This window comes from Bradyrhizobium sp. USDA 241 (assembly GCF_049739505.1).
GTDB lineage: Bacteria > Pseudomonadota > Alphaproteobacteria > Rhizobiales > Xanthobacteraceae > Bradyrhizobium > Bradyrhizobium liaoningense.
This window is the reverse complement of sequence record NZ_JBMGPZ010000004.1, coordinates 2,480,065-2,502,247: the sequence shown is the minus strand read 5'-3', so window position 1 is coordinate 2,502,247 and position 22,183 is coordinate 2,480,065. Positions and strand designations below refer to the sequence as shown.

Genomic DNA, 22,183 nt, shown 5'->3' with positions numbered 1-22,183 from the left:
CGTGATTCAAGGTCGGGATGATACCCGAAGCAAGAGAAGTCCACCTTTCGAGGAAAGATCGCAAGGTGCTTGAGGCGTGCTGTCGCTCACCGGTGACGTTGCAGCGCGATTTGAAGCGGGCGCGGATAGTTCTGTTGGCGGCGGATGGGCGCAGCACCCGGTCGATCGCCAAGGAAGTTGGGGTCCAGCCGCGGATTGTCAGCCTTTGGCGGCATCGCTATGCCGACCATGGCCTTGAAGGGCTGCAAGACAAGCCGCGGCCTGGCAAGCAGCCGATCTATACGAAGACGACCGACAAGCGGATTCTGAAGCTGCTGGATAAGCCGCCACCGCAAGGGTTTGCGCGCTGGACCGGCCCCCTGCTGGCCGAGGCGCTGGGCGATGTCGATGTCCAATATGTCTGGCGGTTCCTGCGCAGCCACAAGATTGACCTGGTGGCTCGCAAGTCCTGGTGCGAGAGCAACGACCCGAACTTTACGGCCAAAGCCGCCGATGTTGTCGGCCTCTATGTCGCGCCGCCGGCGAAGGCCATTGTGCTGTGCGTGGACGAGAAGCCCTCGATCCAGGCTTTGGAGCGAGCGCAGGGTTATCTGAAGTTGCCCAATGGCCGCGCCTTAACCGGCCAAAGCCACGATTACAAGCGGCATGGCACCACAACATTGTTTGCGGCGCTCGAAGTCGCCACCGGAAAGATCATCGCGACCCATTCAAAACGCCGGCGCCGCGTCGAGTTTCTCGATTTCATGAACAGCGTCACCGCGACTTTTCCGAACCGCAAGCTTCACGTCATCCTCGACAACCTCAACACCCATAAAAAGAACGAGGACTGGCTCAAGGCCCACCCCAACGTGCAATTTCATTTCACGCCGACAAGTGCGTCATGGCTCAATCAGGTCGAAGTATGGTTTTCCATCTTGCAGGGGCAGTCGCTCAGCGGCACCTCCTTCACGAGCCTCAAGCAGCTTCAGGAACACATCGATGCCTACGTCAACGCATACAACGACAGAGCCGAGCCCTTCGTCTGGACCAAGAAAAAGGTCCGTCAACGCCGTTTCAAAGGCCGCCGTATCACTCAGCTCTGATTCCGGGTACTAGTGGAAGAATTCCTGGCTCATACGCTTACGGTTACCGGCCAAGGCCGGGCGCGCCCGGTGAGCGCGTGATCGATGAGAACGAAGCGAAGATCGTGGTCCGCATCTTCACCGAATATGTATCGGGGCGTTCAACCCGAGATATTGCGGCCGATCTCACGCGCCAAGGCTTGCCCTCGCCTGGCGCCACCCGTCACAAGAACAAGGCTGGTCGCACGACCTGGAATCATCAGTGCATAACTAGCGGTCGCCACGGTCGCGGCATTATCGGCAACGAGCTGTATATCGGCGAAATACATTGGAACGTTCGATCAACAATTCTGAACCCGGAAACGCAGAAGAAACAGAAACGCCGCAATCCGGAAGACCGGCACATCATTGTCAAGAAGCCCGAGCTGCGGATTGTTCCGCAAGTGCTTTGGGACAGGGCGCAGAAGGTTCGCAGCGGCCGCGCCATCCATATGTTCGGACCGGCGGGCAAGCCGCGGCGCCGTCCTGTGATCCCGCGCAATAATGAGCATCCACTTGCTGGGGTCCTCCGGTGTGGTGTCTGCAACGGGAATATGCGAATCGCTCAATCCTCCAGGAATGGCGCTCCGCGCGCCGCATGCGCCAATGCGCATCAACGAGGCACGTGTGAGCACACCCGGAGTTTTGACATGGACGTGCTACTTGAGGATGTCTCAAGCAAAATGGAATTAAAATTGCTTTCGCCCAAAGCGATTGAAGAGGCGATGCGTGCTTGGAAGGAGGAGCGTAAGAACGATCGGACAAAGAACAGCGAACACGCAAATTTAGAGCGTAGACTCCGTACGTTGACCACTGAGATCGAACGCTTGTCATATGCCATCGCAAACAGCCGTCGCAAGCCGGATGAGTTGCTCAAGCGGATCGATGAGTGCGATGTGGAACGGGAAACCGTTAACGAGCGCTTGCGGCTGCTGGGTAGTGGCAGCGAAAACGTGATCCCGTTCGACCATCCAAAGTTCGGTGACCGATATCATTCGGAGGCCAAGAGACTGGTCACCGCGCTGAAGATTAATCCGAAGGCCATCGAAACCCGCGTCGCCTTTCGCAACTTGATCGACAGCATCGTAGTGCATCCGGTTCGCAAGCGGATGCCCTACGAATATACTCCGTACCTGAACAGCGCTTCCCTTTCTAGCATGAATCTTTTCCCCGAAAATCGACGCAAGACGAGAAAGATCAGTGCGTTCGTCTACTATGATAGCGTCAAGTCAGAGAAATCCGTGTCCTCGTAATAGACGCGGACCTGCATGTGGTGGCGGCCGTCGCGGATCTCGCCGTCCAGATGGGCAGTCACGTCGTGGGCCTATTCGCTTGTCGCTGTCGGCCCGTTTTGCGCAAAAACCGCGGTCCGCGCAAGCGTGTTAGGACACAACCGGCGCGGTCTGCCCCAGCCTCACCTCGACGATCTCCGGCGGCACCCCGACGCGGAGCGGCATGATGCTGCAACCGAGGCCACCGGAGATGATGACGTCGCATTTCAGCCTGACATGACCATAGGCGAGGCGAACGCCATCCTGCGGCGGCACCGCAGGGGACCAGCCGAGCAGGCGGACCTGGCCGCCATGGGTGTGGCCGGACAGTTGCAGCGCGACACGCGCCGGCACGCGCGGCGCGATGTTGGGCTCATGCGCGAGCAGGATGACGGGCGCATCGTCCGTGACCTTGGCGAGCGTCGCGCTGAGATCGTCGGCGCCGAACCGCGCCATGCTGCGAAACCGGCGCGCCGGCAGGAACGCGAGTTGATCGCCGAGTCCGGCGAGCCAGAACGGGCGGCCGTCCTTGGTGAGGCGCACGACGTCGTTCTCGTAGACGGGGATACCGGCCGCTTCCAGCGCGCGGTGCGCGACGGTCACCCCCTGCCCGGCCCGCTGCACCGTCCTGTCATCCCAATAATCGTGGTTGCCCATGACGGCGTGGACCCCGAGCGGCGCCTTGAGGCCGGCCAGCACACGTGCCCATTCACTGCACGGAATGATGCGCGTGACCTGATGCAGGCCGGCGACATAATCGCCCAGCAGCACGATGAGGTCGGCGTTCAGCGCGTTGGTGCGGTCGACAATGGCCGCGACCCGGTCCAGCGGCATCCAGGGATCGCAGGCATGGAGGTCGGCGATGACGGCGATCTTCAACGGAAGATCCGCCGGCCATTGCCGCGGCGTTGGATGATAGCGGGTGACGCGGAGCCGCAGCATCGGCTCGACGCCGACGCCATAGGCGGCCGTCGAGACGCCGAGGGCGGACAGACCGCCGATGGAACGGATGAGATGACGGCGCGTGATCATGGAAGCTCGTTTCTGATGCAGCTTCTCGATGCGATGCGATTGAAGCAGAATTGGGATGCGCTCGTGCAGATCGTCTGCATCCTCGCGCAGACGCCTGCATGGGCATCACCAGCGGCTCTCGCCAACCAGCGCATCCAGCCGCGTCTTCAATTCGTCGGACGCCCGGTAGTACCAGACACCGCCGAGCAGATCGCGAAAACGTTCATTGACACGCGCCTCACGCTCGATGCGGTCGATCGTCCCGGCGCTGATCACATCTTCGAGGGGACCTGCGGCCAGCAGCGACAGCAATACCGGATTGGCTTCGATCTTCAGGATCTCGAGGATCAGGTCGATCATTCGGTCGGGATCATCCTCGCGCAAGTCTCGCTCGAAATCCATGATCGCGAACAGATTGTCGTCCTGGTCGCGCTCGGATTTGGAATATTGCTCGATCCAGGCGCTCGCGAGCCTGGCGGTCGACATGTTGGCGAAATCGAGCGGCTCGCGCGGCGTGCGCTGCGCCAGACGATCGGCCTGCCAGGCTTTGCAATCGGCAAGTCCTGCAATACGCGACATCAAGGGGTCGTCGGGGTCGACATGCACGCCACCGAGCAGCCAGCGCAACCGGTCATTGTGCCCGGCCTCGCGCTCGATGCGCGCTATCACCTCCTCGCCGTGTGCGTAGAGCAGCGACAGCAGGAACTTGTCGTTGAGCTGCATCACGGTCGGCTTGTCGGCCTCGGCCCTGAGCACCTCCAGCACGAGATCGAGCGCCTGTTGCGGCCGGCGGTGCGGCAGACGATCGAAATAGAGTTTCAAGGCCCAGATGCTGCCGACCTGGTCTCGCCGGCTGACGCGTTGAAGCGCGCACCACATCGACGCCAGCTCACCGAGCGGCATCGGGTCCAGGAACGCCTCGGTCTCATCAGGCGTCTGCAGCTGCGGCGCAGCCGCGATGACCTCGAGCAATCCAGCGTCATCCGTCAGCCCCATTCTTCCCACTCCAATCCGTGTGCGAGAGCGGCGATGCCGTGCGCCGCGCATCGGATTGGTGATGGGATTGAACCGGCGGGTTCACCGGTTGCGGCAGTTAGTCGTCCTCGGACTGCTCGATGCCGAACAGGCCGAACTGGGCCGCATCGCGATTGGGCTCGGCGAGACCCAGATGGCGGAAGGCATGCGAGGTGAGCAGCCGGCCGCGCGGAGTGCGCTGCAGATAGCCGCACTGGATCAGATAGGGCTCGATGATGTCCTCGATCGCATCGCGCGGCTCGGACAGCGCGGCAGCCATCGTCTCGACACCGACCGGGCCGCCACCATAGTTGAGCGCGATGGTCGAGAGATAGCGGCGGTCCATGGCATCGAGCCCGGCCGCGTCGACCTCGAGCGCGCTCAGCGCGTGGTCGGCAATCTTGCGGTCGATCGTGGCGGCATCGGCCGCGGAGGCGAAATCGCGGACGCGCCGCAGCAGCCGGCCTGCGATGCGGGGCGTGCCACGGGCGCGGCGCGCGATCTCGTTGGCGCCGTCCGCGCTCATGCCGACATTGAGCACGCGCGCACCGCGGCTGACGATGCTCTCCAACTCCTCGATCGTGTAGAAATTCAGCCGCACCGGAATGCCGAAGCGGTCGCGCAAGGGATTGGTGAGAAGGCCCGCGCGCGTGGTGGCGCCGACGAGCGTGAATTTCGACAGCTCGATCTTTACCGAGCGCGCCGCCGGGCCCTCGCCGATGATGAGATCGAGTTGAAAGTCCTCCATCGCAGGATAGAGCACCTCCTCCACCGCCGGGCTGAGGCGATGGATCTCGTCGATGAAGAGCACGTCGCGCTCTTCGAGATTGGTGAGGAGGGCGGCGAGATCGCCGGCCTTGGCGATGACAGGCCCCGAGGTGGCGCGGAAACCGACGCCGAGCTCCTTGGCCACGATCTGCGCCAGCGTGGTCTTGCCGAGGCCGGGTGGTCCCACGAACAGCACGTGATCCAGCGCCTCGCCACGCTTGCGCGCCGCCTCGATGAAGATCGAGAGGTTCTTGCGCGCCTGCTGCTGGCCGACGAAGTCGGACAGCGATTGCGGACGCAGCGCGGTGTCGCCGACATCATCGCTGCGGCGCTCGGGCGAGACCATGCGGTTGGCCTTGGGATCGCTCACTCAGCGAACTCCTCGTAGGGTGGGCAAAGGCGCCCTAGGCGCCGTGCCCACCATGTCTCCGATCATTCGAAAGATGGTGGGCACGCTTCGCTTTGCCCACCCTACGAGATTGACCATTGACGCGCTCACTTCGCGAGCTCCTTGAGGCCCAGCCGGATGAGCTGCGCCGTCTCGGCGTTTTCACCCGCGCTACGCGAAGCCGACGCAATCGCAGCAGCCGCCTGTGGCTGGCCGTAGCCGAGATTGACCAATGCGGAGATCGCATCCGCCACGGGCCGCGGCGCGCGCTGGTCGTCGACGGCGCCGGCGAGATGCACGACCGCCGGATCGACATTGGCGAAGGCCGGCGCCTTGTCCTTCAACTCGGTGACGATGCGCTCGGCGACTTTGGGGCCGACGCCGGGCGTGCGCGCCACCGCGGCCTTGTCGCGCAGCGCGATGGCGTTGGCGAGATCGGCCGGCGACAGCGTGCCGAGCACGGCGAGCGCGACCTTGGCGCCGACGCCCTGCACGGTCTGGAGCAGGCGAAACCATTCGCGCTCCTGATCGGTGCGGAAGCCGAACAGTTTTATCTGGTCCTCGCGGACATAGGTCTCGATCGACAGCACGGCAGCTTCGCCGGGCGACGGCAGATGCTGCAAGGTGCGCGAGGAGCAATGCACCTGATAGCCGACGCCGCCGACGTCGAGGATGACGAAATCCTCGCCGTAGGAATCGATCAGGCCCTTGAGCTTGCCGATCATCGCTGCGCACCCATCGCTTGAAGGACGCACGGCATTGACTCACCGTTCCCTCCCCCCTTGTGGGGGAGGGTCAGGAAGGGGGGTGCCACACGGGGATTCTCTCGAAGGCGCGAGCGTGACGCGCGCAGCTCATTGACGACGGCGGCACCACCGCTGCGGCTACCCCTCTCCCCGGCCCTCCCCCACAAGGGGGGAGGGAGCACACCGTCCATGCGGCTCATCTGTGCCTCACAACGCGCATTAGAGACCCGCCACCTTCAGCCGCAGCGCGGTGCTCTGGCGATGATGGGCGTGGGTGATGGCGATGGCGAGCGCGTCGGCGGCGTCCGCGGACGGGGGCTCGGCTTTCGGCAGCAGGATCTTCAGCATCATCGCGACCTGTTGCTTGTCGGCATGACCGGCGCCGACCACGGTCTTCTTGACCTGGTTCGGCGCGTATTCGGCGACAGAGATGCCGAACATTGCGGGCGCCAGCATGGCGACGCCGCGGGCCTGGCCGAGTTTCAGCGTCGCAACGCCGTCCTTGTTGACGAAGGTCTGCTCGACCGCAGCTTCCATCGGCCGGTGGTCGGAGAGAACGGCCGCGAGCCCCTCATGGATCGCGAGCAGGCGGCTCGACAGCGGCAAATCGTCCGGCGGCTCCACCGAACCGCAGGCGACGTAGATCAGCCGGTTGCCCTCGGCCTCGATCACGCCCCAGCCGGTGCGGCGCAGGCCGGGGTCGATGCCGATGATGCGAACGGGGCCACGAATCGGGAGCGCAGTCATGGGCCAGTGATAGCGGCTGGCCGCCGCGGGGGAAACAGAAACAGAACGGAAGTAACAGGGGAAGTGGGCGGGCGCTGCTCGCAACAAAGGCACGCCGTCATACCCCGCGAAAGCGGGGTATCCAGTACGCCGCGGCTTGTCCGCATCCCTCTGACGTCTCTGGAATACTGGGTCGCCCAGTCAAGCCGGGCGACGACAGCAGAATGCGGGGCTACCGGCTTCAGCCGCCCATCTTCGCGATCAGCGCGTCCGATATCTCGAAATTGGCGTAGACCTGCTGCACGTCGTCATGCTCGTTGAGCAGGTCCATCAGCTTGAGAAGCTTCTCGCCGGTCTCGTCGTCGACGGCGACCGTGTTCTGCGGCTTCCAGATCAGCGCGGCCTTGCGCGGCTCGCCGAACTTGGCTTCCAGCGCCTTGGCGACGTCGCGGTAACCTTCGGTCGAGGCGTAGATCTCGTGGCCGTTCTCGCCCGAGACCACGTCGTCGGCGCCGGCCTCGATCGCGGCATCCAGCATCGCGTCGTCCGAGGCGACGCTGCGGTCATATTCGATGACGCCCGTACGGTCGAACATGAACGACACCGAGCCGGTTTCTCCGAGATTTCCGCCGGACTTGGTGAAGAAGGAGCGGATGTCGGAAGCGGCGCGGTTGCGGTTGTCGGTCAGCGCCTCGACGATGACGGCGACGCCGCCCGGGCCATAGCCCTCGTAGCGGATCTCGTCATAGTTCTCGCCGTCGCTGCCGAGCGCCTTCTTGATGGCCCGTTCGATATTGTCCTTCGGCATGTTCTCCTGGCGCGCGGCGATCACGGCGGCGCGCAGGCGCGGGTTCATGGCGGGGTCGGGCGTGCCGAGCTTGGCCGCGACGGTGATTTCCCGCGCCAGCTTGCCGAACAGTTTCGACTTCTGGGCATCCTGCCGCCCCTTGCGGTGCATGATGTTCTTGAATTGGGAATGTCCGGCCATGCGTGGTCTCGTTAAGGAATCGTGCGCCAAGGTGAGCGTGGGAAGCGCGGCCTTATAGGCCGCCAACCCACCGGAATGAAAGAGGCTCTACGACTTTAAGGTAACACCGTACTAGCCCGTGCCTAGAGGTCAGGCACCGTTAACCCTGATTTCATTCCGGGCTGCGAAAATAGCGCCCGACCGTTCTCCGACAAGAGAGGCCCGATGGCGTTCGGATTATTTCGGAAGCGTCTGCCGGACCAGGCTGCGCCTGCGACAGCCCTGGAGGCTCCGCAGCCGGCGGCCGATTCCGCGCCCGCCCCGGCCGCCGAAAGTGATTCGGCCCGGGAAATCCTGGAACTGCTGGAACTCGAGCTCGGCGCGATGATCCGCCAGCTCGAACGCGCCGCCAATTCGGTGGCCGGAGGCGCCGAGGCGACCGCCGCGACGCTTGCCGCCATTCGCGACCGCACCGACGCCCTGACCGGCCGGACCAACGCGGCGCAGTCGACCGCCTCCACCTTCGCCCATGCCGCCGACAAGTTCACCCAGTCCGCGCAAGGGATCGGCGCGCAGGTCCGCAATGCCGGCAAGCTCGCCGACGAGGCCAGCGCCGCGGCGCAGGAAGCCCGCGCCAATGTCGAGCGGCTGCGCGAATCCTCCGCCGCCATCGGCAATGTCGTCAATCTGATCGCGCAGATCGCGCGGCAGACGACGCTGCTCGCGCTCAACTCCACCATCGAGGCCGCGCGCGCGGGCGATGCGGGCCGAGGCTTTGCTGTCGTCGCCACCGAGGTCAAGGCGCTCGCGGTCCAGACCCAGGGCGCGACCGAAGAAATCACCAGGAAGATCGACGCGCTCCAGCGCGACGCCGCCGGCTCTGCTGATGCCGTGCACCGCATTTCTCAGGCGATCGAGGCGATCCGCCCGGTCTTCGACACCGTCAACGGCACGGTCGCCGAGCAGAACGCCACGACCAGCGAGGTCTCCGGAAATGCCGCCAGCGCTTCGGAGTTCATCATCTCGGTCGGCGATAGCGCGGCCGAGATCGATGCCGCGACCAAGGCGGCCGAGACCCATGGCAAGAGCGTCGCGAGCGCCGGCAAGGCCGTCACCACTTTTGCTCAAAAGCTGAAATCTCGCTGCGCCGTGCTGCTCGGCCAGAGCGAGCACGCCGACCGCCGCAAGACCGAGCGGCTGCCCTGCCATCTCAAGTTCGAGACCACGCGCGGGGTGATGCCGGTCTATGAGATCGCGATGGACGGCGTGCTGATCGGCGGCGCGGATGCAGGCAGGCTTGCACCGCAGGCGATGATCGAAGGCATCCTCGAAGACATCGGCGCCTGCCGCCTGCGCGTGGTCGAGCAATCCAAGGCCGGCGCCCGCGCGCAATTCGTTGGTCCCAGCGCCGCGCTCAGCGAGAAGGTCGAGGACAAGCTCTGGTCGATCCATGAGGAGAACACGGAGTTGGTCACCCGTGCCATGGAGGCCGGCAATGCGCTGACGAAGATATTCGAGCAGGCGGTTGCGCGCGGCGAGGTCAGGATCGAGGACCTGTTCGACACGGACTACGTGGAAATTGCGGGCACTAATCCGCAGCAATTCCGCACGAAATATCTGGACTGGGCCGACCGCGCCCTGCCGCCGTTCCAGGAGGCCTTTCTGGCGAGGGAGCCGCGGATGGCGTTCTGCGCCATGGTCGACCGCAACGGCTTCCTGCCCGTGCACAACAAGATCTATTCGCATCCGCAGCGGCCAGGCGACGTCGCCTGGAACACGGCCAACAGCCGCAACCGGCGGATGTTCAACGATCCGGCGGGGCTGGCTGCCGCACGCAACCTGCGCTCGTACCTGGTCCAGAGCTATGCGCGGGACATGGGCAATGGCAACACCGTGATGATGCGCGAGATCGACGTCCCGATCCGCGTGCAGGGCCGGCACTGGGGCGGATTTCGCACGGCCTACAAGCTGTAGTGCACGCTCAGGCAAGACGGCGCCGGCGAATCATCCTTTAAGGTCGAATTTGGAATGGGAATGCCGCCGTGAGCCGATGAACGGCTCTGACTGGAGGACTCATCGAACATGTCCGTCGCACAGCTTGCCGTCATGGACACCGGCTCCAACCGCACCCTCGCCGAGCGGCTGATCGACCAGCTCGCCGACCGCATCGGCGGCCTCGGCGTGGAACTCGCCGACATCGCCGGCAACGTCCAGGAGGTCGCAAGCCGCGTCGCGAGCCAGTCGGAACGCTTCCACCACCTGCAGAGGACGGCCGAGACGATGGTGTCGGCCAACCACGACATCGCCAACGCATCGCAGGCCGTGCAAACGACGACGTCCGCGGCAGTCGGCGAGATCGCGCAATCGCGCAGCGCCGTCGACACCGCGGTCAGCCACATCTCCGAACTGGTCGCAGCCGTGGAGCGGATCGAGGCGCGCCTGAGCGCCGTCGGCTCGGCGCTGGCGCAGGTGGCGAAGGTCTCCGGCTCGATCGAGGCGATCGCGAAGCAGACCAATCTGCTCGCACTGAACGCAACCATCGAAGCGGCACGCGCCGGCAATGCCGGCCGCGGCTTCGCGGTGGTCGCGAGCGAGGTCAAGAATCTCGCGGAGGCCACCCGCCAGGCCACGCATGAGATCTCCGACACCGTGCGCGATCTCGACGGCCAGATCGAAGGTCTGATCGGCGAGAGCAGCGACGCCTCGCAGCGTGCCAAGACCGCCGGCGAAGGCGCCCAGCAGATCTCCGGCATCATCTCACGGGTGCAGCAGGGCTTCGCCTCCGTGGAAGCGGAGATCGGCAGCGTCACGCGCGCGGCGACCTCCAATCTCGGACATTGCGACACCGTCATCAGCGAGCTCAACGAGCTCGCCAAGGGCGTCGACCTGTCATCGCGCGATCTCAAGAATGCCGACGAGCGGGTGGCGAAGCTGCTCGACGCCTCCGAAGGCCTGATCGCGCTGATCGCCGACAGCGGCGTGGAGACGTCGGACGCGCCGCTGATCCGCGTCGTCGTCGACACCGCGAAGCGGATTTCGATGGAGTTCGAAGCTGCGATCGACCGCGGCGACATCACGCTCGACCAGCTCATGGACGAAAACTACCGCGAGATCCCCGGCACCGATCCAAAACAGTACCTCACCAGTTACGTCGAGTTCACCGACCGCCTGCTGCCGGCGATCCAGGACCCGATCCAGAAATCCGATCCCCGCATCGTGTTCTGCGTCGCCTGGGCGAGGGGCGGCTATCTGCCGACCCACAATCCGAACTACCGACTGCCGCAGGGCAAGGACCCCGTCTGGAACAACGCCAATTGCCGCAACCGCCGCCTGTTCACCGATCGCACCGTGAAGAAGGTTGCGGCCAATACGAAGCCGTTCCTGCTGCAGACCTACCGCCGCGACATGGGCGGCGGGCAGTTCGTGCTGATGAAGGATCTGTCCTCGCCGATCGTGGTCCGCGGCAGGCATTGGGGCGCGTTCCGGATGGGATTCCGGCAGGGCTGACGGTTCTCGCGACCGCGCTCCGGCCTCCCCAAGACAAAAAGTTCGAAAACAACCCCATGCACAGTAGCCGGGGTGCGCGGAATCAATGGCTTAGGCGGGCAGGCCATGGCGCGTTTTGACTCGTCGGGCAAAACAGGGGCATAATGCTATTATTCCGAAATCACGTATCCTCGTCCCACCCTCTCCAGTGAGGTGGAACTACCGCAGGGTCTTGGCCGCCGCCTGAGCAAGCGCCTCGTCCTTCGAGACGACCGCTTTCAGCGGTCCCTCAGGATGAGGCTATGCAGCGTCGGCGCCCGTGGAATTGTTACCGCGCAGTCCGCGCTCATCCTGAGGGCCCGCCACCGGCGGGCGTCTCGAAGGATGGGCTGCGGGCGAGCTGTCCGCCACATTCCTTGATCTGCGATTCCCCTCTCCACGAGGATAAGGGTGAGGCAATCGGCCGTTGCGATTGATCTCGCTCGTGCCCGCCCCTCGCCCCACTTTCCCAATCGCACGAGTTTCGTCTTTGCATGATTTTGCGCGTTCGCACGATCATCTGCGGCGGCCGATGACGCACGCGATGAAAATGCGTCAAAACATGACGCTTATCATATCAATTGGCCCAAAACCTTGGCATCGATCGCCGCACAAATTCGTGAATGTCATGGCCTCACGCCTCGTTCGCGCAAATATGCATTGCCGGAAATTTCGACGCTTCATCGTTTCGCATCGATATGATTATGGTCGCGCAAAATTCGTCGACGCGATTGCCGCAAGCGATCGCCGAGCAAGGGAATGCATATGGCAACTGTTCTCACCATCAATGGCGAAACGAAATCCTTCGACGCGCCACCTGACATGCCGCTGCTGTGGGTGCTGCGCGACATCCTCGGCATGACCGGCACCAAGTTCGGCTGCGGCATCGCGCAATGCGGCGCATGCACGGTGCATGTCGACGGCAGTGATCCAGTGCGGCTACTGCCAGTCCGGCCAGATCATGGCGGCTGCGGCGCTGCTGGCGTCAACGCCAAATCCCGACGATTCCGACATCGACGCCGCGATGGCCGGCAACATCTGCCGCTGCGGCACCTATGTGCGCATCCGCGAGGCCATCAAGCAGGCCGCCAACGGCCGCCAGTCCTGAGGTTCGCCATGAATGCACATCACAGCGTCTCCCGCCGCGCAGTCCTGACCGGCGGTCTCGCCACCGGCTTCCTGCTCGCCTTCCATCTGCCGCTGCGCGCGGCGGTCAACGAGCCGGTGCAGCCGCCCGACACCACCGAGGGCAGGTTCGCGCCCAATGCCTTCATCCGCATCGACGAGACCGGCCGCACCGTGCTGATGATGCCGCAAGTCGAGATGGGCCAGGGCACCTATACCTCGATCTCCGCGGTGCTCGCCGAGGAGCTGGATGCCGACTGGAGCAAGGTCGAGGTCCAGCACGCGCCGCCTGACGACAAGCTCTACGGCAACCCAACCTTCGGCCTGCAGGTCACCGGCAACTCCAACTCGATCCGCGCCTGGTGGCTGCAGCTGCGCAAGGCCGGCGCCACCGCGCGCGCGATGCTGGTGCAGGCGGCTGCCGCGGAATGGGGCGTCGATCCGGCAAGCTGCACAGCCGCCAAGGGCGAGGTCGCGCATGCAGCGAGCGGCCGCAGGCTCGCCTACGGCACACTGGCGCTCGCAGCCCAAGGTCAGACGCCACCGAAGGACGCTGCGCTGAAGGACCCCAAGGACTTCGTCCTCATCGGCCAGCCCTTGAAGCGCCTCGACACACCGGACAAGGTCAACGGCAAGGCCATCTACGGCATCGACGCCATCCTGCCGGGCATGAAGTTCGCGACCGTCGCCGCCTGCCCGGTATTCGGCGGCAAGGTCGGCAAGGTCGACGACAGCGCCGCGGCGAAGCTTCCCGGCGTGCGCAAGGTCGTCGTGCTCGAGGACATGGTCGCCGTGATCGGCGATCACATGTGGGCAGCCAAGAAGGGGCTCGAAGCGCTCAAGATCGAGTGGGACGAGGGGCCGAACGCAGAGATCACCACCAAGGACATCTGGGACGACCTGCGCAAGGCCAGCCAGAAGGACGGCGCAGTCGCAAAATCGGACGGCGACATCGCCAAGGCGCTCGCGAGCGGCGACAAGTTCGAGGCGGCCTACGAGCTGCCCTTCCTGGCGCACGCCTCGATGGAGCCGATCAACGCCACGGTGCATGTGAAGCCCGACTCCTGCGAGATCTGGACCGGCACGCAGATCATGACGCGCGTGCAGTCGGAAGCCGCGAAGGCCGCGGGCCTTCCGATCGACAAGGTGATCGTCAACAATCACCTGCTCGGCGGCGGCTTCGGCCGCAAGCTCGAGCCTGACATGGTGGTGGCGGCGGTGAAGATCGCCAAGCAGGTCGACTATCCCGTGAAGGTGGTGTGGACCCGCGAGGAGGACATCCAGCACGACGTCTACCGCCCGGTCTATCGCGACGAGATCACGGCGTCGCTGGTCGACGGCAAGGTCGCGGGGTGGAAGTACAAGGTCGCCGGCTCCGCCGTGCTGGCGCGCTGGCTGCCGCCGGCGTTCCAGAAAGGCATCGACATCGACGCGATCGACGCCGCGGTGGATGCTCCCTACGACTTCGCCAACTTCCATGTCGAATATGTCCGCGCCGAGCCGCTGTCGGTGCCGACAGGTTTCTGGCGCGGCGTCGGCCCGAACAACAACGTGTTCGCGGTCGAATGCGCGATGGACGAGCTCGCGCGCAAGGCGGGCAAGGACCCGATCGAATTCCGAAAGTCCATGCTGACGAAGAATCCGCGCATGCTCGCGGTGCTCGACCTGGTCGCGGAGAAATCCGGCTGGGGGCAAAAGCTGCCGCCGCGCGTCGGCCGCGGCGTCTGCGTGCAGCCGTCATTCGCGAGCTTCATCGCAACGGTGGTGGAGGCCGAGATCGACGACTTCGGCGAGATCATGCTTCGCCGCATCACCTCGGTGGTCGACACCGGCATCGCGGTCAATCCCGACACCGTGAAGGCGCAGATCGAGGGCGGGCTGATCTTCGGGCTGACGGCCGCGCTCTATGGCGAGATCACCATCGACAAGGGCCGCGTGCAGCAGTCGAACTTCCACGACTACCGCATGATGCGCATCAACGAGACGCCGAAGATCGAGGTGATCGTCGTCAAGAGCGGCGAGGCGCCCGGCGGCATCGGCGAAGCCGGCGTCAATGCCGGACCGCCGGCGCTGCGCAACGCGATCTATGCCACAACCGGCGTGGCGCTGCGGCGCCTGCCGATCGATCGGAAACTGCTGGCTGCGGGGAAGAAGGCATGAGCGGCAAGATGCGTATCCTCGCAGGTATCGTTGTGATCGCCATCGTTGCGGTGGCGCTCGGCGTCTTCATCATCCGCGGACCCGGTCCGCTCGACTTCGCAGGCGGCACGAAAGTGGCGCTGGCGGATTACCGCGCGGGCAAGCCGACCGGCGTGCCGGCGAAGCTCGAGAAAGCCGGCATCGTCGAGCGCGGCGAATATCTCACCAAGGCCGCCGACTGCATGGTCTGCCACACCAAGCCCGGCGAGAAGGAATATTCCGGCGGTCTCGCCTTCAAGCTGCCGTTCGGCACGCTCTCCACCAACATCACACCGGACAAGGACACCGGCATCGGCAATTACAGCGACCAGGATTTCCTGAACGCGGTCCAGCACGGCAAGCGCCGTGACGGCGCGCGGCTGTATCCGGCGATGCCCTACACGTCCTACACCTTCATGACCGACGAGGACGTGCTGGCGGTGAAGGCCTATCTGTTCAGCCTGCCGGCGGTACGCGCGAAGGCACCGGACAACACGCTGTCGTTCCCGTTCAACCAGCGCTGGGCGATGATGTTCTGGTCGGCAGTGTTCAATCCGGACACGCGCTTTGCGCCCGACACCTCGAAGAGCCCGGAATGGAACAGGGGCGCATATCTCGCCGAGGCGCTGGCGCATTGCGGCGAGTGCCATACCCCGCGCAATCTCGGCTTTGCGCTGGACAACCGCAGGAAGTTCGCGGGCGCCATCACGGCGGGCTGGCGCGCCTTCAACATCTCCTCGGACAAGGCGACAGGTCTCGGCAACTGGAGCGACCAGGATCTGATCTCGTATCTGTCGCTCGGCCATGCGCCGGGTCATGGCTCGGCCTCGGGTCCGATGGGTGAAGCGGTCGACCACAGCTTGAGCAAGCTCGCTCCCGAAGACATCAGCAGCATCGTTGCTTACCTGCGCAGCGTGCCGCCGCAGCCTTCGCCCGACCTGCCCGCCACCACGGCACCGGTCGCCCCCGCCTCGCACCGCGACGGCGTCACGGCGGACGCCCGCGGCAAGCAGGTGTTCGCCAGCGCCTGCGCCAGCTGTCACGGCTGGAGCGGCGAGAGCCCGGTCTCGCCGATGGCGACGCTCACCGGCACCTGGGCCGTCAACGACCCCGCCGCCACCAATGTCGCGCAGATCGTGCTCTCAGGCACCAGGCGCCACACGCCCGACGGCGCGTTGTCGATGCCGGCGTTCGGCAAGGCCTACACAGACGACGAGATCGCGGCAGTGGCGAATTATGTCACGGCGCGGTTCGGTGCAAAGGGCTCGAAGCTGACGGCGAAGGACGTGGCGGAGCTGCGGGAGCAGACGGCGGAGTAGCGTTTCTCTTACCCTCCCCTGGAGGGGGAGGGTCGGCTCACATGGAGCGCAGCGGAATGTGAGACGGGGTGGGGTGACGGTCTCTCGTCATCGAACGCCGCCCGAGTGGAGAGATCACCCCACCCCGCTCGCGCTTCGCGCGATCGACCCTCCCCCTCCCTCCAGGGGAGGGTGGCAGTGCGAATGCCGCGCTACTCAGCTCAGCCAGAACTAACGAAGGGCTCGAAGCTGACGGCGAAGGATGGCGGAGCTGCGGGAGCAGACGGCGGAGTAGAGTTTCTCTTACCCTCCCCTGGAGGGGGAGGGTCGGCTCACATGGAGCGCAGCGGAATGTGAGACGGGGTGGGGTGACGGTCTCTCGTCATCGAACGCTGCCCGAGTGGAGAGATCACCCCACCCCGCTCGCGCTTCGCGCGATCGACCCTCCCCCTCCAGGGGAGGGTGGCAGTGCGAATGCCGCGCTACTCAGCTCAGCCAGAACTAACGAAGGGCTCGAAGCTGACGGCGAAGGACGTCGCGGAGCTGCGGAGCAGACGGCGGAGTAGCGTTTCTCTTACCCTCCCCTGGAGGGGGAGGGTGGCAGTGCGAATGCCGCGCTACTCAGCTCAGCCAGCACTAACGAAGGGCTCGAAGCTGACGGCGAAGGACGTCGCGGAGTTGAGGGAGCAGGCGGCGGAGTAGCGTATGGCGAGATTGATGCGTGATCGCGCGTCAATTTCCGTTGTCGTCCCGGACAAGCGTAGCGAAGCGGAGCGCAGATCCGCGACCCATAACCACAGGATGTGGTTTGGCGAAGACTCGCAGTTACCAGCTTCGCGCAACAACTTCTCCCTGGGGTTATGGGTCCCCGTCTTCGCGGGGACGACACCTAGGGTGGAGCGTGGTTCTTCAGCTCAGCCAGAATCTTGGCGTCGTCGGCTCCAGCCGGCCGCCCACGCGCACCGGCGCAACGCGTAGCGCGAGCCCCGTGGCGTCATCCGTCTCCACCGCGACGCCGCTGAGCGTCGCCACGCCTGCGGCGGGCTCGAAGCGGCCGGACGGAATCCCCGAGGTGAACCGGCGCAGCGGTTCTTCCTTCTGCATGCCGATGATGGAATCGTAGTCGCCGGTCATGCCGGCGTCGGTCATGTAGGCGGTACCGCCTGCGAGGATCTGGTGGTCGGCGGTCGGCACATGGGTGTGCGTGCCGACGACGAGGCTGGCGCGGCCGTCGCAGAAGAAGCCGATGCCCTGCTTCTCGCTGCTCGCCTCGCAATGGAAATCGACGACGATGGCGTCCGCGGCAACGCCGAGCGGACAGGCACCGAGCTCGCGCTCGAGCGCCGCGAAGGGATCGTCGAACGGGGTCATGAAGACGCGGCCCAAAGCGTTGACGACGAGGGCATGCTTGCCGTTCTTGGTCTCGACCAGCGCGGCGCCGCGGCCGGGCGTGCCGCGCGGATAGTTCGCCGGCCGCACCAGGCGATCGGCGCGCTCGATGAACACCAGCGCCTCGCGCTGGTCCCAGGAGTGATTGCCGAGCGTCACCGCATCGGCGCCGGCCTCGAGAAACTCCTGGTAGATCGCTTCCGTGATGCCGAAGCCGCCGGCGGAATTCTCGCCGTTGACGACGACGAAATCGAGCGACCAGTCTTTGACCATGCCGGGCAGATATTCGGCGATGGCCTCGCGCCCGCTACGGCCGACGACATCACCCACGAAGAGAATGCGCAACTTCAGAACTCCGGAAATCGAACACGTCCGATTCCGTTAGCACATAATCCAGCGCGACGTCGTGGGATAGTGCCGGAACCGCCTCGATCTCCTGCGCCGCAAACGCAAGCCCGATGCCGATGATGTGCTTGGTCTTGCGCAAATGCGCGAAGGTGAAATCGTAATGCCCGGCGCCATAGCCGATGCGATGGCCGAGACGGTCGAAGGCCGCAAGCGGTGTCAGCATGATGTCCGGGATCACTTCGCTTGCTGCCGGCGACGGCTCGGGAATGCCGAGCGGGCCGAGCATCAGGCGGTCGTTCGGATGGAAGATGCGGAAGATCAGCGACTGGCCGCGCGCGGTGACGCAAGGCAGCGCCAGCTTCGCGCCCTGCTCGGCGAGCTTTCGCATCAACGGCATCGGATCGATCTCGTTGCGGATCGGCGAATAGCCGGAGACGATGCTGCCGGGCAGCAGCTCGAACGGCAACCCGCGCTTGGCGAGCTTTGCAGCCGCAGCGATGCGCTTCTTGTCGCTCAGCGCGTCACGCCTGGCGAGGGCCTTGGCACGGAGCTCGGCTTTGGAAGCGGACATGCGCATTTTCCCCGAAGGCAGAGCCTTGCTCCACTGTCATCACCCGCGAATGCGGGTGATCCAGTATTCCAGAGACGCCAGTGCTAGAACCTCGACGCCGCGGCGTACTGGATGCCCCGGTCAAGCCGGGGCATGACACCGAAATTGAACCGCAAGTGTGTCGGGGACGCAATTCGACAGACACGAACCAGTAGGAAGAAAAACAGTACGAAGCCGCGAACGCCGTTGAAGCACTCGATCCCGGAGTTCCCTACGAAAGTAGGTGGGCACCATATGTCCGGGCCCACGGGCCCGGCCAGGGACAGTTCCCTAAAGGATCGATAAGGCCCCGGGGATATATGGCTCCTGACGCACGTCGCAGCCTCGCCTGGGCAATGTAACAACGATAGTGACGAATAACCAGCCCGGTGAGAGTGCGAAGCTGTGTGCCAGGATCAAAGTACGCCCCCACAGTCATTCCGGGGCGCGCGTAGCGCGAACCCGGAATCCATCGGGCCGCAGGCGCTGCGGATGAATGGATTCCGGGCTCGCGCCAAGGGGCGCGCCCCGGAATGACGGCGGGGTGAAGCCACAGGCGCCCCCGCTTCCGCTGTGTTGGGAAAAGCTGTCTCCGCTCGGGAGTCCCCCAATGGGAGAACTGCACTACCCGATCGCGATGCCGCCTCCGACGGTCCGGTTCAGGACCTGGGTCGACTTCTCGATGCGTTCGGCCGCGGCGTTGAGCGCGTTCACCACTGCGGTCTGCGTCATCCGGGCGCGCTCGACGGCGGCGTTGCGGAAGTCCCGGAGCTCGACCAGCTCCTGCTCCATGGTGCGGATGCGGTTGCCGGCGTCGATCAACTCGTCGCACACGGTCAGCGCCGCCATCACCGTGAGGCGCGCATCGCCGATCTCGCCGAATTTTCCGCGCAGCGACTGGATGCGCGTCTCCAGGCTCTCGGCGAGCTTGAGCAGCCGCACCTCCTGGCCCTCCTCGCAGGCCATGCGGTATTGCCGGCCGTTGATGGTGACGTTGATGTGGCTCATCCGTCCTCTCCGGTATCGAGCACCGAGCGTATCGTGACGATTGCGGAATCCAGCCGGTCGGAAATCTCGCGATTGGTGCGCTCAAGCTTGCGCGCTTTCTCCAGCGCGCCGTCGAGCTCGTCGGCGAGACGCGAGCGATCAGCGCCGAGCGCCTGGATCCGCGCCGCGAGCTCGTTCTCGTCGCGATCGGCATCGCGTCGCCGCTCGACCGCGCTTTCGAGTGCGTCGAGCGCAGCCGTGAGCCTGCGGGTCGCAATCTCGATCTCGACGGCGGACGATTCCGTCATGGCAGAGCTGTTGGACACGCGATCGTTCATGCAGTCAGCGGCGGAACCTGGCGGCCTTTGCCCAGTGGCCTTTCCCTGGAGCTTGCCGTCCGGCAAAAGACTCGGTTCGGCAAGCGGTTAGAAGCAGAAATTTACGTGGCAAGCTAGCCCAGCGCAACGCCGCCGCAAAACTATGCACCGATCAATCGGGACGCGGCTGCGATCGTCCGATTCCGTCCGGCATGATCGCGGGGGAAAACCGATCTCCACATGGCAACTTTTACGGTCAAACCGGCGTTTGAGTGCCTTGGACTCCCGGAACCGAGGTGCTATCCCAGCCCCGACCTTTCAGTGGCCGCCAGGCTCCTCCCGCGCGGGCGTACATCGCCAAGCGCCTCATTTCAGACGGATTTCAGACATGACGCAGGTCGATCACACCCGTATGGCCAACGCGATCCGCGGCCTTTCGATGGACGCTGTCGAGAAGGCGAAATCGGGCCATCCCGGCCTGCCGATGGGTGCCGCCGACATCGCCACGGTGCTGTTCACGCAGTTCCTGAAATTCGACGCCGCCGCGCCGGCCTGGCCGGACCGCGACCGCTTCGTGCTCTCGGCCGGCCACGGCTCGATGCTGCTCTATTCGCTGCTGTACCTGACCGGCAATACCGAGATGACGCTGGACCAGATCAAGCAGTTCCGCCAGGTCGACTCGCTCACTCCCGGTCACCCCGAGAATTTCCGCACCAAGGGCATCGAGACCACCACCGGGCCGCTCGGCCAGGGCATCTCGACCGCGGTCGGCATGGCGCTCGCCGAGAAGATGCTGGCCGCCGAGTTCGGCAAGAAGATCGTCGACCACCACACCTATGTGCTCGCCTCCGACGGCGACCTGATGGAAGGCGTGTCGCAGGAAGCGATCGCGATGGCCGGGCACTGGAAGCTCAACAAGCTGATCGTGCTCTACGACGACAACGGCATCTCGATCGACGGCCCGACCTCGCTCTCCGATTCCGTCGACCAGGTGAAGCGCTTCAAGTCGGCGGGCTGGGCCGCCGAGAAGATCGACGGCCAGGATCAGGCAGCGATCGCCGCCGCCATCACCCGCGCGCAAAAATCGAACAAGCCGACGCTGATCGCCTGCCGCACCACCATCGGCTTCGGCGCGCCGCACAAGGCCGGCACCTCGAAGGTGCATGGCGAGGCGCTCGGCGCCGACGAGCTCAAGGCCGCCAAGGAAAATCTCGGCATCTCGCTCGAGCCGTTCTCGGTGCCCGACGACGTGCTGAAGGCGTGGCGCGCGGCCGGCAGCCGCGGCGCCGCGGCGCGCCAGGAATGGGAAGCACGGCTCGGCGAGCTCGGCAGCCGCAAGCGCGCCGAGTTCGAGCGCCGCCTGCGCCATGAACGTCCGGCGTCACTGGCCAAGGCGCTGAAGGCGCACAAGAAGGAGCTGCTGGAGGAGCCGCTGACGGCGGCGACGCGCAAATCGTCGGAGGCTGCGATCGAAGTGATCGCCGCCGCGATGCCGATGGAATTCCTGGCCGGCTCCGCCGATCTCACCGGCTCCAACAACAACAAGGCGAAGTCGGCGACCGCCTTCTCGGCCAAGACGCCGAAGGGCCGCTTCATCCATTACGGCATCCGCGAGCACGGCATGGCCGCCGCGATGAACGGCATCTTCCTGCACGGCGGCTTCGCGCCGAACGGTGCGACCTTCCTGGTGTTCACCGACTACGCACGTCCCGCGATGCGCCTGGCCGCGCTGATGGGCACCGGCGTCGTCTATGTGATGACGCACGATTCCATCGGCCTCGGCGAAGACGGGCCGACGCATCAGCCGGTCGAGCATCTTGCCGCGCTTCGCGCCATTCCCAACATGCGCGTGTTCCGTCCCTGCGATTCCATTGAGGTCGCAGAATGCTGGGAGCTCGCGCTCAACCGCCTCGACGGTCCGACCGTGCTGGCACTGACGCGGCAGAACCTGCCGCAGCTGCGGACCACCGCACCGAATGACAATCCCTGCGCAGCCGGCGCCTATGAGCTGGTCGCGGCCCAGGGCGAAGCCAAGGCGACTCTGTTTGCCTCCGGCTCCGAAGTCGAGATCGCGGTCGCGGCCCAGAAGCAGCTCGCGGAACGCGGCGTCGCGTCACGCGTTGTCTCCGTTCCCTCGCTCGAGCTGTTGTTAGCGCAACCAGAGGCCAAGCGTGCCGCAATCATCGGCAACGCGCCGGTCAAGCTCGCGATCGAGGCCGCCGTGCGCTGGGGCTGGGACGCCGTGATCGGCCAGGACGGCGAATTCATCGGCATGCATTCCTTCGGCGAAAGCGGTCCCGCCAAGGAGCTTTACAAGCATTTCGGGATTACCGCCGAGGCCGCGGTTAACGCTGTGCTGAAGCGCATTTCCTGAGAGTTGAGCTTGCCCCAAAAAAGGACTACCTAGTCTTCCATATGATCAAGCACCGCCCGGCC

At 64.9% G+C, this 22,183-nt stretch carries 17 protein-coding genes, 1 other RNA gene and 2 pseudogenes; 8 read left to right on the top strand and 12 right to left on the bottom strand.

The window, feature by feature from the left end; all coding sequences use genetic code 11:
- Window positions 1–17 precede the first annotated feature (17 nt).
- A complete protein-coding gene (locus tag ABIF91_RS21585; protein WP_011084514.1) occupies window positions 18–1,082 on the top strand; it encodes an IS630-like element ISRj1 family transposase in 1,065 nt (354 codons plus the stop codon).
- 77 nt (window positions 1,083–1,159) lie between these two features.
- Window positions 1,160–2,353 (top strand): recombinase family protein, encoded by a 1,194-nt coding sequence (locus tag ABIF91_RS21580; RefSeq protein ID WP_424579352.1) that lies wholly within the window; start codon window positions 1,160–1,162, stop codon window positions 2,351–2,353.
- Here ABIF91_RS21580 and ABIF91_RS21575 read toward each other — a convergent pair.
- From ABIF91_RS21575 to ABIF91_RS21545, 7 genes and pseudogenes are all read right to left on the bottom strand, one after another.
- Window positions 2,326–2,415 (bottom strand): annotated as a pseudogene (locus tag ABIF91_RS21575) (acyl-CoA thioester hydrolase); the annotation flags it as partial. The gene ABIF91_RS21580 and the pseudogene ABIF91_RS21575 sit on opposite strands and share 28 nt — an antisense overlap.
- A gap of 67 nt (window positions 2,416–2,482) precedes the next feature.
- Window positions 2,483–3,403 carry a metallophosphoesterase gene (locus ABIF91_RS21570; RefSeq protein WP_028182467.1) on the bottom strand — a complete coding sequence of 307 codons (921 nt, stop codon included), beginning with the start codon at window positions 3,401–3,403 and terminating at the stop codon, window positions 2,483–2,485.
- Between the two features lie 105 nt (window positions 3,404–3,508).
- Window positions 3,509–4,378, bottom strand: coding sequence for a DUF6869 domain-containing protein (locus tag ABIF91_RS21565; RefSeq protein WP_028182468.1), 870 nt, complete (start codon window positions 4,376–4,378; stop codon window positions 3,509–3,511).
- Between the two features lie 97 nt (window positions 4,379–4,475).
- Entirely contained in the window at window positions 4,476–5,510 is a 1,035-nt protein-coding gene (gene ruvB, locus ABIF91_RS21560; protein WP_193374356.1) for a Holliday junction branch migration DNA helicase RuvB, read from the bottom strand.
- A 149-nt stretch (window positions 5,511–5,659) separates the two neighbouring features.
- The gene (ruvA, locus tag ABIF91_RS21555) at window positions 5,660–6,277 is read right to left on the bottom strand and encodes a Holliday junction branch migration protein RuvA (RefSeq protein ID WP_028182470.1); all 618 of its coding nucleotides are present in this window, start codon (window positions 6,275–6,277) and stop codon (window positions 5,660–5,662) included.
- A 240-nt stretch (window positions 6,278–6,517) separates the two neighbouring features.
- The gene (gene ruvC / locus ABIF91_RS21550; RefSeq protein ID WP_028182471.1) at window positions 6,518–7,045 is read right to left on the bottom strand and encodes a crossover junction endodeoxyribonuclease RuvC; all 528 of its coding nucleotides are present in this window, start codon (window positions 7,043–7,045) and stop codon (window positions 6,518–6,520) included.
- A gap of 220 nt (window positions 7,046–7,265) precedes the next feature.
- Window positions 7,266–8,012 carry a YebC/PmpR family DNA-binding transcriptional regulator gene (locus tag ABIF91_RS21545; RefSeq protein ID WP_028182472.1) on the bottom strand — a complete coding sequence of 249 codons (747 nt, stop codon included), beginning with the start codon at window positions 8,010–8,012 and terminating at the stop codon, window positions 7,266–7,268.
- A 204-nt stretch (window positions 8,013–8,216) separates the two neighbouring features.
- Here ABIF91_RS21545 and ABIF91_RS21540 point away from each other — a divergent pair, with 204 nt between their 5' ends.
- From ABIF91_RS21540 to ABIF91_RS21520, 5 genes and pseudogenes are all read left to right on the top strand, one after another.
- Window positions 8,217–9,965 (top strand): methyl-accepting chemotaxis protein, encoded by a 1,749-nt coding sequence (locus ABIF91_RS21540; RefSeq protein ID WP_424579351.1) that lies wholly within the window; start codon window positions 8,217–8,219, stop codon window positions 9,963–9,965.
- A gap of 108 nt (window positions 9,966–10,073) precedes the next feature.
- Window positions 10,074–11,498, top strand: coding sequence for a methyl-accepting chemotaxis protein (locus ABIF91_RS21535; protein ID WP_035677011.1), 1,425 nt, complete (start codon window positions 10,074–10,076; stop codon window positions 11,496–11,498).
- 783 nt (window positions 11,499–12,281) lie between these two features.
- A pseudogene (locus ABIF91_RS21530) lies at window positions 12,282–12,624 on the top strand ((2Fe-2S)-binding protein).
- A gap of 8 nt (window positions 12,625–12,632) precedes the next feature.
- The gene (locus ABIF91_RS21525; RefSeq protein WP_028182476.1) at window positions 12,633–14,801 is read left to right on the top strand and encodes a xanthine dehydrogenase family protein molybdopterin-binding subunit; all 2,169 of its coding nucleotides are present in this window, start codon (window positions 12,633–12,635) and stop codon (window positions 14,799–14,801) included.
- Complete coding sequence (locus ABIF91_RS21520) at window positions 14,798–16,138, top strand: c-type cytochrome (protein WP_028182477.1); 1,341 nt, start codon at window positions 14,798–14,800, stop codon at window positions 16,136–16,138. The genes ABIF91_RS21525 and ABIF91_RS21520 overlap by 4 nt, the downstream gene beginning before the upstream one ends.
- Window positions 16,139–17,026: 888 nt before the next feature.
- Here the strand turns inward: ABIF91_RS21520 and ABIF91_RS21515 are convergent.
- The 5 genes from ABIF91_RS21515 to ABIF91_RS21495 form a co-directional block, all read right to left on the bottom strand.
- Window positions 17,027–17,851, bottom strand: coding sequence for a TIGR00282 family metallophosphoesterase (locus ABIF91_RS21515; protein WP_028182478.1), 825 nt, complete (start codon window positions 17,849–17,851; stop codon window positions 17,027–17,029).
- On the bottom strand, window positions 17,829–18,425 hold the full coding sequence (locus tag ABIF91_RS21510) for a 5-formyltetrahydrofolate cyclo-ligase (protein ID WP_028182479.1): 597 nt from the start codon (window positions 18,423–18,425) through the stop codon (window positions 17,829–17,831). Before ABIF91_RS21510 ends, ABIF91_RS21515 begins: the two co-directional genes overlap by 23 nt.
- 206 nt (window positions 18,426–18,631) lie before the next feature.
- Window positions 18,632–18,792, bottom strand: a non-coding RNA gene (gene ssrS, locus ABIF91_RS21505) — 6S RNA.
- A 275-nt stretch (window positions 18,793–19,067) separates the two neighbouring features.
- A complete protein-coding gene (locus tag ABIF91_RS21500) occupies window positions 19,068–19,451 on the bottom strand; it encodes a cell division protein ZapA (protein WP_028182480.1) in 384 nt (127 codons plus the stop codon).
- Complete coding sequence (locus tag ABIF91_RS21495; RefSeq protein ID WP_028182481.1) at window positions 19,448–19,768, bottom strand: DUF4164 domain-containing protein; 321 nt, start codon at window positions 19,766–19,768, stop codon at window positions 19,448–19,450. The genes ABIF91_RS21500 and ABIF91_RS21495 overlap by 4 nt, the downstream gene beginning before the upstream one ends.
- A 367-nt stretch (window positions 19,769–20,135) precedes the next feature.
- Here ABIF91_RS21495 and tkt point away from each other — a divergent pair, with 367 nt between their 5' ends.
- A complete protein-coding gene (gene tkt, locus ABIF91_RS21490; RefSeq protein ID WP_028182482.1) occupies window positions 20,136–22,121 on the top strand; it encodes a transketolase in 1,986 nt (661 codons plus the stop codon).
- Window positions 22,122–22,183: the final 62 nt, after the last annotated feature.